Raw genomic sequence first — 12,636 nt, 5'->3', positions numbered from 1 at the left:
GCTCGAAAGTAGCGCCTTGAAGGCGCCGCACTTGCGCTCCAGATGATCCGTAAATGAAGGAGACTGAGATGACAGAGACCAAGAACGGCGAGCGCAACCACCCGGTAATTTCGCGCCGCCTCTTCGTGTGCGGGCTTGCGGCATTCGCCGGCATCGGCGGCACCGGTCTCGACATCGCTGAGGCCTTCGCCCAGGCGCCGAGGGCCGCCCAGAAGATCGCCGATCACTTCTCCTCGGTAAAGACGATGGCCGGCGAGTTCGTGCAGTTCGGCCCGCGCGGCGAGCAGACCGGCGGCAAGTTCTATATCCGCCGCCCCGGCCGCATCCGCTTTAACTACGAGGCCCCCTCGCCGATGCGTGTCATTGCCGACGGCAAGTCGGTGGTCATCGGCAATATGAAGCTCAAGACCTGGGACATCTATCCGCTGTCGAAGACACCGCTCAATCTGCTGCTCAGCGAGAAGATCGACCTGACCGGCAAGATGGTGCGCGACGTCAAGGAAGAGTCTGACCTCATCACCATCGTGCTTGGCGACCGCTCGATCTTCGGCGATTCGACCATCACCATGATGTTCGACCCGAAGACCTATGACCTGCGCCAGTGGACGATTACCGACGCGCAGAAGAAGGACACATCGGTCATGATCTTCAATGTCCAGACCGGGATGGCGCTGGACGACAAGGTCTTCCAGATCCCCTACGACGAGGTCCGTAACAAGCGGGGCGGCTGAGCGATCCAAACGCTACGGACCTATACGCGCCCACAAGACGCGCGGTTTAGTGCGGCCTCCTTCATGCATTCCTTGTCCCGGCGCGCCGGACCTGCTTAAAGCTCGGGTCAACATCCATCCCAAGCCGGCCTTCCCTTCGCGAGCGCCCGGCCCCAGCCGATCAGGGAATGACGCATGGCCCTTTCCGTCGCCACTTGGAACATCAACTCCGTTCGCCTGCGCATGCCGCTGGTCGAGCATCTCCTGAAGACCTGGCAACCCGACATTCTCTGCCTGCAGGAAACCAAGTGCCCGAACGACCAGTTCCCTTCCAAGCCGCTGAAAGCGCTCGGCTACAATCATATCGAGATGCACGGCCAGAAGGGCTATCACGGCGTGGCGACGATCTCGCGCCTGCCGCTGCATGAGCTCAGCGACCGCCGCGACTATTGCGGCGTCGGCGACGCCCGCCACCTCTCAGTCGTCTTCGAGACCGGCGGCAAAAAGATCCGGCTGCACAATTTCTACGTTCCGGCGGGCGGCGACGAGCCGGACCGCACCATCAACCCGAAATTTGGCCACAAGCTCGATTTCGTCGAAGAGATGAAGCTGCTGCATGCGGAAGCCGAAGCCGGCATCTCCTCGATCCTCGTCGGCGATCTCAACATCGCGCCGCTGGAAGACGATGTCTGGTCGCACAAACAGCTCCTGAAGATCGTCAGCCACACGCCCATCGAAACCGAAGGGCTGACAACGGTCATGAAGGGCGGCCGCTGGGTCGACCTGATGCGCCAGCACACACCGGCCCCGACCAAGCTCTACACCTGGTGGAGCTACCGGGCGAAGGACTGGGAAGCGGCCGGCCGTGGCCGCCGGCTCGACCACATCTGGTCCTCCGCCGACCTGGCGCCGGCTTTGAAGCACGTCGACATCCTGCGCGAAGCGCGCGGCTGGGAACGGCCCTCCGACCACGTGCCCGTCATCGCGCATTTCGATATCTAACCGCTTTTCACGAAGCGGCGGCACGCGCCTTGAGCGCTTGACGCTTCATCAAGAAAAACATGACTAAAATAATCATATTTTTCTTGATGCGCATTTCCAAACGGACTATCCCTCTTTTCGGGCGGCGGGGACACCGCCTCCGACGGCAGATCAGCCGTCGTTTTCACTAGATCACGATGATTGTGGGTCGTTCGACCCACAATCATAAACGTGATCGTTTCTCAGAAATGAGAGCGAGATGCGGGCGGAAAACCGCACGCACTTTCCTCATCTCGCTCGGATATTGGGGCGCTTTGCTCTGGCGTTTGCCGGAGGGCTTTCGTGCGCCCGCAGGAGGGCCAGACATGCGAAAGACCTTGCCGATCCACTTCATGCGCGCGTCGCGCCACGCGCTCTCCGCGACCACCGTCCTGGCCGCGAGCACTGCCGCCGTATTCCTTTCGCCAACGGCGGCCTATGCGCAATCGGCCGAAAGCCAGAAGACGACACGGCTGGAAAAGATCGAGGTGACGGCCGGCAAGACAGCCGCAACGATCGCTGAGGATAACAACACGATCGTGCCGACGCGCAACGTCTCGGCGCTCAAGACCGATACGCCGCTGATCGAAACGCCCCGATCCGTCTCGGTGGTCACGCGCAAGGAACTCGACGAGCGCGGCGTGCAGGACATGATCCAGGCGACGCGTTACGCCGCCGGCGTCACCACCGGCGCCTTCGGCTTCGACCCGCGATTCGACCAGATCTACATCCGCGGCTTCGAGACGACGACGACCGGCGACTTCCGCGACGGCCTGCGCCAACCCTACATGAACTACGGCACCTTCCCGACGGAGGTCTACGGCCTCGAACGAATCGAGATCCTCAAGGGTCCGGTCTCGGTCATGTACGGCGCGGCCGGCGCCGGCGGCATCGTCAATCGCATATCGAAGATGCCCGAGGAGGAGACGCACCGCGAGGTCGAGCTGCAATATGGCACGATCGGACGCACCCAGGCCGCATTCGACGTCGGCGGACCGGCAACGGCCGATGGCGATTTCCTCTATCGTATCGTCGGGCTTCTGAGGAACGGCGAGACCAACTACGACGTCGCCGACGACCGCTACCTGCTGCAGCCCTCCTTTACCTGGAAGCCGGACGAGGGCACGTCGCTGACCGTCTATGGTCTCGCGCAGAAAGGCGAGAGCGACGCCAGCCCGCGGGTGCTCGAACATGATGGCCGGCTTCTGCGCTACAGCGACCCGGACTACGACTATCAGAAGGTTCGGCAGTATCAGGCCGGCTACAAGTTCGAGCACGAATTCGACAATGGCCTGACCTTCCGCCAGCACGGCCGCGTCAGCGATCTCGATCTGAGAGCCCGTTACCTGCAGTTCGGGACTGAGGTGGCACCCGACGTCTTCGATCGCTCGCCCGTCGCCATCAAGGACGACCAGCGTGCCTACCAGATCGACAACCAGCTCGAGGCCGCCTTCGACACCGGCGCAGTCTCGCACACGCTGTTGACCGGCCTCGACTACACCTGGATCACCTCCGATTTCGGCCTCGGCTTCGGTGCCGTCGATCCGGCCTATCGTTTCGATCTCAACAACCCCACCTTTGGGATCAGCGGCCCGACGCCTGCGCTCACCAGCTTCAGCGGTCGTCATCTCCGGCAGACCGGCATCTATGTCCAGGACCAGGCCGAGTTTGGAAACTGGCGCGCTGTTGGCGGCCTTCGCTATGACTGGGTCGACCAGACGAGCACCGACAAGAACACCGGCGTCGTCGACAGCAAGGACGACGGCGAGCTCACCGGCCAGGCGGGCCTTCTCTATCTCTTCGACAACGGCATCGCGCCCTATGCCAGCTACAGCACCTCCTTCGTGCCGCGCACCGAACTTTCGGCCGACGGCACCGTGCTCGATCCGACGACCGGCGAGCAGATCGAGCTTGGCGTGAAATACCAGCCCGAGGGCGAGGCCTACTCGTTGAGTGCGGCGTACTACCGGATCGTCGAGTCCGGCGCTCCGCAATATGTATCGGACGCGTCCCTTCCTGTCGGCTACTACTACAAATCGGCAGGAGAGGTGACGACCAATGGCTTCGAGGTGGAAGGGCGCCGGGAGTTCGACAACGGCCTGAGCTTCATCGCCGCCTACACCTACAACGACGCCGAAATCACCGGGAATGTCGACCCGTCGCTGATCGGCAACGTGCCGTCGACGAAGCCGCGCCATGTCGCATCGCTGTGGGTCAACTATCTGCTGCCCGACGACACGCAGCTAGCAGGCTTGAGCCTCGGCGGCGGCGTGCGCCTGGCATCAAGCTCCTACACATCCGATGCCAATACCGCCAAGAACGGTGGTGCCGTCTATTTCGACGCCTCGATCGCCTACGACTTCGGCGTCAAGAACCCTGAGCTTGACGGGTTGTCGCTCGCGGTCAGCGCCACCAATCTCGGCGACCGCCGCGAAGAGGTCTGCACCGATGGCTATTGCTATTTCGGCCAGGGCCGCACGGTGCTCGGTTCGCTGAAGTATCGGTGGTAGCGCCCGGAAGCCGTTGCTTACTTCAAGCAAAGCGGCCGGCGAGTGCGCCGGCCCGGCGGATCATCGCCTGCAGATTCTCGCGGATGCGCGCTTCGACGAGTTCCGCCACCTCCGGGTACTCTTCCAGCATGCGGCGAAACAGCGGTCGGTTGATGCGGATGACTTCGCTGTCTTCCTCGGCGGTCGCCGTGAACTTGCGTTCGACCATCGAGATCAGCGCCAGTTCCGACAGCAGCGCCCCGCGGCCGACCGTCGAGACCGTCGCCTCGGAACCATCGACGCCAACCTTCGACAAGGACAGGCTGCCGCTCGCAATCGCAAAGGCGCAATCGGCAGGCGCCCCTTCGCGAAACAGCTCCTGCCCCTTGAATATGCGGCGCCGTTCCGCGCCGAAGGCGATCAGCCTCAGCTTGTCCTCGCTGATATCGACAAACAGCGGCACGTTGGACAGAAGCACGATATCGTCGTTGAGCGCCACGCGGCTAACCTCCCGAAATCACGGCGCCCCCGACCCCAAGCGAGCCGGATCGCGCACGATCAGTCTAGATGACATGGAGCAGGATTCGGGCGGCATACCGCTTTGCACCTTCCCACCCCGCTACGGAACGATCTTGTAGCCGCCGTTCTCTGTCACCAAAATCTCGGCATTGGAAGGGTCCCGCTCGATTTTCTGGCGCAGCCGGTAAACGTGGGTTTCGAGCGTGTGGGTGGTGACGCCGGAATTGTAGCCCCAGACCTCTTCCAAGAGCACGTCGCGCGTCACGACCTTCTGGTCGGCACGATAGAGATAGCGGATGATCGCCGCTTCCTTCTCGGTAAGGCGGATCTTCTGGCCGTTTTCGAGCGTCAGCAGCTTCTGGCTGGGCTTGAACGTATAGGGACCGACGCTGAAGGTCGCGTCCTCGCTCTGCTCATGCTGGCGCAACTGCGCACGGATACGGGCAAGCAGGACGGCGAAGCGGAACGGCTTGGTGACATAGTCGTTGGCACCGGCCTCGAGACCGAGGATCGTGTCCGAATCGGTATCGTGGCCCGTCAGCATGATGATCGGCGCCTTGAAGCCGCCCTTGCGCAGGAGCTTCACCGCCTCGCGGCCATCCATATCCGGCAGACCGACGTCCATGATCAGGAGATCGACCTGCTGCGCCCGTGCCGTCTGGATGCCCTTGCCGGCGGTCGCCTCCTGGATGAGATCGAACTCCTCGTAAAGTGAAAGCTGTTCGACCAACGTTTCGCGCAGGTCATTGTCGTCGTCGACAAGAAGAATGGTACGGGTCGCCATGGGACAATTCCTGTTTGCTTCCGTTTTCAAACTAGCTCAAATGCCCGTGTTGGCAAGCGAGCCAGCGTCGGTAAGTCCTTATACCTGCAACCGTGCTTAGGGTGCCCCCCAAATCACGGGCAAAGCAAAAATCCGTGAGAATGATGCGCAAGAAAACGTCGGGAACAAGACCAGCCAAGTCCATCATCACAGTCCGCCCGGCGCCGCGCGATCGAAAGCGGGCGTTGGTCTGCTTCGATGGCCGCGTCGAGCAGGCGGCGATCGGACGAAGCGGCATCACCAGCCTGAAGCGTGAAGGCGACGGCGCCACGCCGCGTGCCGCGATGAAGCTGATCGGCGGTTATGTCAGGCGCGATCGTCTCTTTCTGCCGCCGACGCCGTTGCCGACGCGAACCACACGCAAGGACATGCTCTGGTGCGACGCCCCGCGTCACGCCCAATACAATCGTCCGGTCGTGGCACCTTTCTCACCGAGCCATGAGGAGATGATGCGCGAGGACGGGCTTTACGACGTCTGCCTGGTGATGGACTGGAACCTCCTTGCACGCCGGCGAAACGCCGGCTCGGCTATCTTCTTCCACCTGATCCGGCCGGGCTATGAGCCGACGCAGGGCTGTGTCGCGGTCAGCCTGCGCGCCATGTCGCGGTTGATTCCTTATATGCGGCGCGGCACCGTCGTTCGGGTGCTTTGATCCAGGCCTGCAAACAGCTCAGTCGAGCGAGCGCGGGGTCACAAAACGCGAGAGTTTGGCGCCGCCGGGCATAAGTTCGCGCCAACCCGCAGCCTCGAACTCGAGCACCGCAAGGGCGGCCGTCGGAAACTTGTCCGCCATGCGCATGCGCAGATCCGCATCGCCGGAACCGACGAGTTCGTGCGCCAGATCTTCCATGCCGGGATTGTGGCCGACGATCAGCAACGTCCTGACAGCCGGATCCGTCGCGCGCAGAACGCTCAGGATCTGCGAGGCCCCCACCTCGTAGATCGCGCGGGTATTCTCGACCGCAACCTCGGACGGCAGGGCGGACGCCACCAATTGCCAGGTCTCTTGCGCCCGCTTGGCGGTCGAAACCAGCGCAAGATCCGGCACGAGCTTATGCCGCGCCATGTACTTTCCCATCAGCGGCGCCGCCTTGCGGCCGCGCTCGCCGAGCGGACGGTTGATGTCGGCGACACCGTTGGGCCAGGCGGATTTGGCATGGCGCAACAATATCAGGCAGTAGCTTTGTACAGGCAGATCGTCGCTCATCCGTCGTCCTCCCAAACGCCCTTCGGCCAACACGTTCCTAGACTTGCAGCCAGCTTAGCGCAATTCGCCGACCCGCGTGGGGCGCTGACGTGCGGACAAACAAAAAAGGCCGCCCCGAAGGGCGGCCATTTGCGCCGGAAAAGCTCTAATCCGGCTTATTTCCATTCGCGGATATCGACGAAGTGACCCGCAACCGCAGCGGCCGCCGCCATTGCCGGCGAGACCAGGTGCGTGCGACCCTTGAAGCCCTGACGTCCTTCGAAGTTGCGGTTCGACGTGGACGCGCAACGCTCGCCCGGCTTCAGCCGGTCGTCGTTCATCGCCAGGCACATGGAGCAGCCCGGCTCGCGCCAGTCGAAGCCGGCTTCCCTGAAGATCTTGTCGAGGCCCTCGGCCTCGGCCTGTTCCTTCACGAGGCCAGAGCCCGGAACGATCATCGCCGAAACCGTCGAAGCGACCTTGCGGCCTTCGACGACCTCGGCCACGGCCCGGAGGTCCTCGATGCGGCCGTTGGTGCAGGAGCCGATGAAGACGCGATCAACGGCGATATCGGTGATCTTCGTGCCCGGCTTCAGGCCCATATAGTCGAGCGCGCGCCACTTGGAGGCCCGCTTGGTCTCTTCCTGGATCTCATCGGGGTTGGGAACGATGCCCTGAACCGAAATGACGTCTTCCGGAGAGGAGCCCCAGGACACGATCGGCGGCAGGTTGGCAGCATCGAGCACGACGACGCGGTCGTAGTGCGCACCTTCGTCCGTGTGCAGCGTCTTCCAGTAGTCGAGCGCCATGTCCCAGGCCTTGCCCTTCGGAGCGCGCGGCTTGTCCTTGATATAGGCAAACGTCGTCTCGTCCGGCGCGATCAGGCCGGCGCGGGCGCCGCCTTCGATCGTCATGTTGCAGATGGTCATGCGGCCTTCCATCGACAGCGAGCGGATCGCTTCGCCGGCAAATTCGATGACGTGGCCGGTACCGCCGGCAGTGCCGATCTCGCCGATGATGGCGAGGATGATGTCCTTGGCGGTGACGCCTGATGGCAGCTGGCCGTCGACGCGCACCAGCATGTTCTTCGCCTTCTTCTGGATCAGCGTCTGGGTGGCGAGCACGTGCTCGACCTCGGACGTGCCGATGCCATGCGCCAGCGAACCGAAGGCGCCGTGCGTCGAGGTGTGGCTGTCACCGCAGACGATGGTCATGCCCGGCAGCGTAAAGCCCTGCTCCGGGCCGACGATGTGCACGATGCCCTGGCGCTTGTCGTTCTCGGAGTAGTATTCGACGCCGAACTCGGCCGCGTTGGTGGCGAGCGCCTCGACCTGGATGCGGCTTTCCTCGTTCTTGATGCCGAGATGGCGGTCAGGCGAGGTCGGAACGTTGTGGTCGACGACGGCGAGCGTCTTTTCCGGGGCGCGGACCTGGCGGCCAGCCATGCGCAGGCCTTCGAAGGCCTGCGGGCTCGTCACTTCGTGAACGAGGTGACGGTCGATGTAGAGAAGACAGGTGCCGTCTTCCTGTTCGTTGACCAGGTGGTCGTCCCAGATCTTGTCATAGAGGGTACGCGGTGCGCTCATGGCAGTATATCCATCGAGTTTTCAAAAAAAGTAGGGAAAGCCGGCGGCAAGGCGGCCGGAAACTCTGATCAGGAGATCAGGATAGGCGGCTTGTAAGCGCCCCGTGGACGCGCGCAAAGAACCGTGCCGGCAGGCGCTTGTGATCCTGCAGCACGACGATCTTCTGTTCGCGACATCCGAATTTGGATTCCATGGCCGTGTTCATATCAATTTTCTGACAGGTCGGCAATCGGTGGAAGCGACCTCAGCGCTGCTCTGCGCGCCGCAGCCGCCGCTCCAGCCCCCGCAATCCCAACGAAAGACCGATGGTCAGCACCAGATAGACATAGGCGACGATCGAATAGGTCTCGAAGAAGCGGAAGGAACCGGAAGCATAGACCTTGCCCATCTGCGTAATGTCGGCGACGCCGAGCACCGAGACGAGCGAGGAATCCTTGACCATGGCGATGAAGTCGTTGCCAAGAGGCGGCAGGATCACCCGGATTGCCTGCGGAAAGACGACCAGGCGAAAGCGCTGGTAGCGCGAGAGCCCGAGCGCCTTGGCCGCCTCGATCTGTCCCTTGTCGACCGAGAGGATGCCGGCCCGGAACACTTCGGCAATGAAGGCGGAATAGCCGATCATCAAGGCGATGATCGCCCGCCACATCAGCGATATGTCGCGCACGACGAAGGGTTCCATCCAGCCGGCGCTAATCAGCGGCGCGCAGATGAAATTGGCGGCGACGACAAGCGCCGGCGCGCCGACGAAGGCGATATAGAACAGAAGCACCAGGATCGGCACGCCGCGGATGACTTCGGTATAGAAGCGCGCGATCTGCCGGAGTGACGAATGCTCGGACAGCGCCATCAGGGCGATGCCGAGGCCGAGCGTCGTCGCCAGCACAAAACCCATGAGCGTTACGAAGACGGTGACGCCAAGGCCTTTGAAGACGACGGTGAAGACTTCTGAGAAGATATTATTGCTGATGATCACGGCGGCGAGCGCCACCGCGATCACAAGAAGGGCGACCAACCACCAGGGATAGTCGCCCTTGCCGGACATGTCAGGAGATTGCGGAGCGGCCATAGCCTCGGATCAGCCGCCCATTTTGTATTCGAGGAACCACTTCTTATCGAGGGCATCGAAGGTGCCGTCTTCCTTCAGCGCCTTGATCGCGGCGTTGACCGGAGCGACGAGGTCCGAGCCCTTCGGGAAGATGAAGCCGAAGTCTTCGGTGCCGAGCGGACCGCCGACGACCTTGAGCTTGCCTTCAGAGGAATCGACATAACCCTTGGCGGCGACGCTGTCGGTCAAAACCACGTCGACGTCGCCGGCCTTCAATGCCTGGACGGTCGCGCCGAAGGTCTCGAACAGCTTGACGCGCGGGTTCTGCTCGTTGCCATCCAGCATTTCGTAGACGGCGGTGTAGAACGGCGAGGTACCCGGCTGCGCGCCGACGAGGCCGTCGGCGAATGCGCCGAAGCTCTTGCCGTCGTTGAAGCGGGTCTCGTCGCTGCGCACCAGCATGAACTGCTGCGAGCGCATGTAGGGATCCGAGAAGTCGACCTTTTCCTTGCGGTCATCCTTGATGGTGATGCCGGTCATGCCGATCTGATACTGGCCGTCATGCACCGCCTGGATCATCGCGTCCCAGCTGGTGTTCTGGTATTCGACCTTGAAATTCAACCGCTTGGCGATCTCGTTCATGGCGTCGTATTCCCAGCCCTTGGCCTCGCCGGTCTTCGGGTCGACGAACTGCAGCGGCGGGTAGGCGTTCTCCGTGACGACGACAACCGTCTTGCCGCCGAGATCGGGCAGATCGCTGGCAACAGCCGGTGCAGAAAATGCGAAAGGAACGGCAAGTGCAGCTGCGATGCCCGCAAGCACGTGGCGACGGATTGTCATTGGAGGGCTCCCGAAAAGTGTGGCAGCGGAAAATGTCACAAATTCCGTCGGAAAGACAAGCGCATAGTACCAAAAAAGAAAGGCGGCCGAGGCCGCCTTTCCAACAATCCGAGAGGATTGAAATCTTATTCCGCTGCAGCTTCTGCTGCCTTGGCGGCTTCTGCAGCTGCCTTGGCTTCTGCTGCTTCGGCTGCTGCCTTTTCGGCGGCGAGAGCCTGAGCTGCTGCAACCTTTTCAGCCTCGATGCGTGCCTTTTCCTCGGCAATCGCCTGGCGCTCGGCTTCGTTCAGCTTGCGGGCGCGCGTGCCGGTGTTCTCGACGATACGAGCCGACTTGCCGCGACGGTCGCGCAGGTAATAGAGCTTGGCGCGACGGACCTTACCGCGGCGAACAACTTCGACGCTCTCGACGAGCGGAGAGTAAACCGGGAATACGCGCTCGACGCCTTCGCCGTAGGAGATCTTGCGAACGGTGAAGCTTTCGTTGATGCCGCCGCCCGAACGAGCGATGCAGACGCCTTCATAGGCCTGAACGCGGGTACGGCTGCCTTCGACAACGCGAACGTTGACGCGCAGCGTGTCGCCGGCGGAGAATTCGGGAAGCGTGCGCTTGGCGGCAATCTTGGCGGCCTGTTCGGCTTCCAGCTGCTGGATGATGTTCATCGGTCTAACCTTTCAAGTTCTTCTGAAACAGCCAGAGCGCTCTCGATCAACCTGTCGGGCTTGCCTTCAGGTCTTGCCGGACCGGCAGGAGCGGATTCGCCATTCTTTGTTTTGGTCGACGGGCACAGAACCCGAACCGGGCCGGCACATACACCAATCGATCCGCCTTGTCATCCCCGGAAGCCATATTTTCTCGGCGATCCGCGGCAAGAAACGCTTTTCTATCAGAAAACCCGGATGGATGCATGCTCGATTGTCCGAGCGGACGGGCTTGCGGCCATCCCTGCCACCGGCTATCCCGGGCGTGGTGGGTCGGGGGAGACCATGCATATCTTTGAAGTGCTCATGCTGTTTGCGGCCGGCTTCCTGTCCGGCGTCGTCAACGCCATCGCCGGCGGCGGAACGTTCCTGACCTTCGGCGCGATGACGCTTGGCGGCCTCTCGCCGATCGTGGCCAACGCGACCTCGTCGATCATCCAGTTCCCGGGCTACATCACCTCGGCGCTCGCCTATGCCAAGGAGATCCGCGCCGACAAGCGCTATGCCATCCTGCTCGGTGTGATCTCGGCGCTCGGCGGCCTTGCAGGCGCACTGCTTCTCATTTCGCTTTCCAACACCTCCTTCCGCGCGCTCGTGCCCTGGCTGCTGCTGGCGGCGACGGCGATCTTCGCCGCCGGGCCGCTGCTGAAGCCCAAGGCGCGCGTCGACGAGCATGCGATCAACCCGGCCGGCATCGGCGCCCAGTTCGTCACCTCCATCTATGGCGGCTTCTTCGGCGCCGGCATGGGCATCATGATGCTGGCGGTGCTGGGGCTGGCGACCGGCGGCGGCTATCACCGGCTGAACGCGCTCAAGAACTTCATCTCGATCGTGATTGCGGCCATCGCCATCGTCGTCTTCGCCGCCGGCGGCGTCGTCTCCTGGCTGCATGCCGCAATCATGGTGCCGGGGGCAGCACTTGGCGGCTACAGCGGCGTCTGGGCGGCCCGGAGGGTACCGCAGGCCGTCATCCGCGCACTGGTTGTCGCCGTCGGCCTGCTGCTTGCCGCCTATTATTTCTTCACGGGCTGATCGAGAAGGTCGGGCCTGCGCTCGGCGGTGAGGCGCCGCGCCTCCGCCTCGCGCCACTTGGCGATGGCGCCGTGATTGCCCGAGGTCAGAACCGCGGGGATCTCACGGCCCTCGAAGACCTGCGGACGGGTATAGTGCGGATGTTCGAGCAGACCGCCTTCGAAGCTTTCATGCACGCCGGAAAGCTCGTTGCCCATGACACCAGGCAGGATGCGCACCACGGCATCGAGAAGCGTCAGCGCAGCCGGCTCGCCGCCCGAAAGAATATAGTCGCCTATGGAAACCTCTTCGAGGCCGCGGGCATCGATCACCCGCTGGTCGACGCCTTCGAAGCGTCCGCAGACGATGACGACGCCAGGCCCGGCCGCAAGCTCGCGCACCCGCTCTTGCGTCAGCGGGCGACCGCGCGGGCTCATCAACAGCCGTGGACGGTCGTCACCCTCCGAGACATGGTCGATCGCGCGGGCGAGCACGTCCGGCTTCAGCACCATGCCGGCTCCGCCGCCGGCCGGCGTGTCGTCGACGGTGCGGTGCTTGTCCTCGGCGAAATCGCGGATCTGCACCGGCTCGATCGACCATTGGCCGCGCTCCAGCGCCTTGCCCGAAAGGGACGCGCCGAGATGGCCCGGAAACATTTCGGGATAGAGGGTCAGGACAGTCGCACGAAACGTCATCGCCGAATCG

General features: G+C 62.8%; 13 protein-coding genes. 5 read left to right on the top strand and 8 right to left on the bottom strand.

What is annotated here, in order from left to right; genetic code table 11:
* The first annotated feature begins 68 nt into the window (after positions 1 to 68).
* From V7S54_RS13200 to V7S54_RS13190, 3 genes are all read left to right on the top strand, one after another.
* Positions 69 to 731, top strand: a complete 663-nt coding sequence (locus V7S54_RS13200; protein ID WP_057254933.1) for an outer membrane lipoprotein carrier protein LolA — start codon at positions 69 to 71, stop codon at positions 729 to 731.
* 174 nt (positions 732 to 905) lie between these two features.
* On the top strand, positions 906 to 1,712 hold the full coding sequence (locus tag V7S54_RS13195) for an exodeoxyribonuclease III (protein ID WP_065374106.1): 807 nt from the start codon (positions 906 to 908) through the stop codon (positions 1,710 to 1,712).
* Between the two features lie 344 nt (positions 1,713 to 2,056).
* Positions 2,057 to 4,240, top strand: a complete 2,184-nt coding sequence (locus V7S54_RS13190) for a TonB-dependent siderophore receptor (RefSeq protein ID WP_065374105.1) — start codon at positions 2,057 to 2,059, stop codon at positions 4,238 to 4,240.
* Positions 4,241 to 4,262: 22 nt separating this feature from the next.
* Here V7S54_RS13190 and V7S54_RS13185 read toward each other — a convergent pair whose 3' ends face one another.
* Together V7S54_RS13185 and V7S54_RS13180 are read right to left on the bottom strand one after the other, a co-directional pair.
* Positions 4,263 to 4,718, bottom strand: coding sequence for a Crp/Fnr family transcriptional regulator (locus tag V7S54_RS13185; protein WP_065374104.1), 456 nt, complete (start codon positions 4,716 to 4,718; stop codon positions 4,263 to 4,265).
* 120 nt (positions 4,719 to 4,838) lie between these two features.
* Entirely contained in the window at positions 4,839 to 5,522 is a 684-nt protein-coding gene (locus tag V7S54_RS13180) for a response regulator transcription factor (RefSeq protein ID WP_034802783.1), read from the bottom strand.
* A gap of 143 nt (positions 5,523 to 5,665) precedes the next feature.
* Here V7S54_RS13180 and V7S54_RS13175 point away from each other — a divergent pair, with 143 nt between their 5' ends.
* A complete protein-coding gene (locus tag V7S54_RS13175) occupies positions 5,666 to 6,214 on the top strand; it encodes a L,D-transpeptidase family protein (protein WP_065374103.1) in 549 nt (182 codons plus the stop codon).
* An 18-nt stretch (positions 6,215 to 6,232) separates the two neighbouring features.
* On the opposite strand, the gene V7S54_RS13170 is transcribed toward V7S54_RS13175, so the two are convergent.
* From V7S54_RS13170 to rplS, 5 genes are all read right to left on the bottom strand, one after another.
* Positions 6,233 to 6,769 (bottom strand): SixA phosphatase family protein, encoded by a 537-nt coding sequence (locus V7S54_RS13170; protein ID WP_065374102.1) that lies wholly within the window; start codon positions 6,767 to 6,769, stop codon positions 6,233 to 6,235.
* A gap of 155 nt (positions 6,770 to 6,924) precedes the next feature.
* Positions 6,925 to 8,334, bottom strand: coding sequence for a 3-isopropylmalate dehydratase large subunit (gene leuC, locus V7S54_RS13165; protein ID WP_065374101.1), 1,410 nt, complete (start codon positions 8,332 to 8,334; stop codon positions 6,925 to 6,927).
* A gap of 244 nt (positions 8,335 to 8,578) precedes the next feature.
* Positions 8,579 to 9,400 carry an amino acid ABC transporter permease gene (locus V7S54_RS13160; protein WP_065374100.1) on the bottom strand — a complete coding sequence of 274 codons (822 nt, stop codon included), beginning with the start codon at positions 9,398 to 9,400 and terminating at the stop codon, positions 8,579 to 8,581.
* Between the two features lie 9 nt (positions 9,401 to 9,409).
* Positions 9,410 to 10,219, bottom strand: a complete 810-nt coding sequence (locus V7S54_RS13155) for a basic amino acid ABC transporter substrate-binding protein (protein ID WP_065374099.1) — start codon at positions 10,217 to 10,219, stop codon at positions 9,410 to 9,412.
* A gap of 125 nt (positions 10,220 to 10,344) precedes the next feature.
* Positions 10,345 to 10,881: a 50S ribosomal protein L19 gene (gene rplS, locus V7S54_RS13150; protein ID WP_065374098.1), complete on the bottom strand. Its 537-nt coding sequence runs from the start codon at positions 10,879 to 10,881 to the stop codon at positions 10,345 to 10,347.
* Positions 10,882 to 11,205: 324 nt separating this feature from the next.
* On the opposite strand from rplS, the gene V7S54_RS13145 reads away from it, so the two are divergent.
* Positions 11,206 to 11,952, top strand: a complete 747-nt coding sequence (locus V7S54_RS13145) for a sulfite exporter TauE/SafE family protein (RefSeq protein WP_065374097.1) — start codon at positions 11,206 to 11,208, stop codon at positions 11,950 to 11,952.
* Here the strand turns inward: V7S54_RS13145 and trmD are convergent.
* Entirely contained in the window at positions 11,934 to 12,626 is a 693-nt protein-coding gene (gene trmD, locus V7S54_RS13140) for a tRNA (guanosine(37)-N1)-methyltransferase TrmD (RefSeq protein WP_065374236.1), read from the bottom strand. The genes V7S54_RS13145 and trmD overlap by 19 nt on opposite strands.
* Between the last annotated feature and the right edge of the window lie 10 nt (positions 12,627 to 12,636).

The organism is Ensifer sp. CCNWLY38, assembly GCF_037120565.1.
Taxonomy (GTDB): domain Bacteria; phylum Pseudomonadota; class Alphaproteobacteria; order Rhizobiales; family Rhizobiaceae; genus Ensifer; species Ensifer adhaerens_H.
This window is presented reverse-complemented; position numbering and strand designations above follow the sequence as displayed.

Coding starts and splice junctions, on each gene's coding strand:
- trmD (WP_065374236.1), bottom strand. CDS start 12,626: ATGACGTTTCGTGCGACTGTCCTGACCCTCTATCCCGAAATGTTTCCG.
- V7S54_RS13155 (WP_065374099.1), bottom strand. CDS start 10,219: ATGACAATCCGTCGCCACGTGCTTGCGGGCATCGCAGCTGCACTTGCC.
- leuC (WP_065374101.1), bottom strand. CDS start 8,334: ATGAGCGCACCGCGTACCCTCTATGACAAGATCTGGGACGACCACCTG.
- V7S54_RS13200 (WP_057254933.1), top strand. CDS start 69: ATGACAGAGACCAAGAACGGCGAGCGCAACCACCCGGTAATTTCGCGC.
- V7S54_RS13145 (WP_065374097.1), top strand. CDS start 11,206: ATGCATATCTTTGAAGTGCTCATGCTGTTTGCGGCCGGCTTCCTGTCC.
- rplS (WP_065374098.1), bottom strand. CDS start 10,881: ATGAACATCATCCAGCAGCTGGAAGCCGAACAGGCCGCCAAGATTGCC.
- V7S54_RS13180 (WP_034802783.1), bottom strand. CDS start 5,522: ATGGCGACCCGTACCATTCTTCTTGTCGACGACGACAATGACCTGCGC.
- V7S54_RS13195 (WP_065374106.1), top strand. CDS start 906: ATGGCCCTTTCCGTCGCCACTTGGAACATCAACTCCGTTCGCCTGCGC.
- V7S54_RS13175 (WP_065374103.1), top strand. CDS start 5,666: ATGCGCAAGAAAACGTCGGGAACAAGACCAGCCAAGTCCATCATCACA.
- V7S54_RS13170 (WP_065374102.1), bottom strand. CDS start 6,769: ATGAGCGACGATCTGCCTGTACAAAGCTACTGCCTGATATTGTTGCGC.
- V7S54_RS13190 (WP_065374105.1), top strand. CDS start 2,057: ATGCGAAAGACCTTGCCGATCCACTTCATGCGCGCGTCGCGCCACGCG.
- V7S54_RS13160 (WP_065374100.1), bottom strand. CDS start 9,400: ATGGCCGCTCCGCAATCTCCTGACATGTCCGGCAAGGGCGACTATCCC.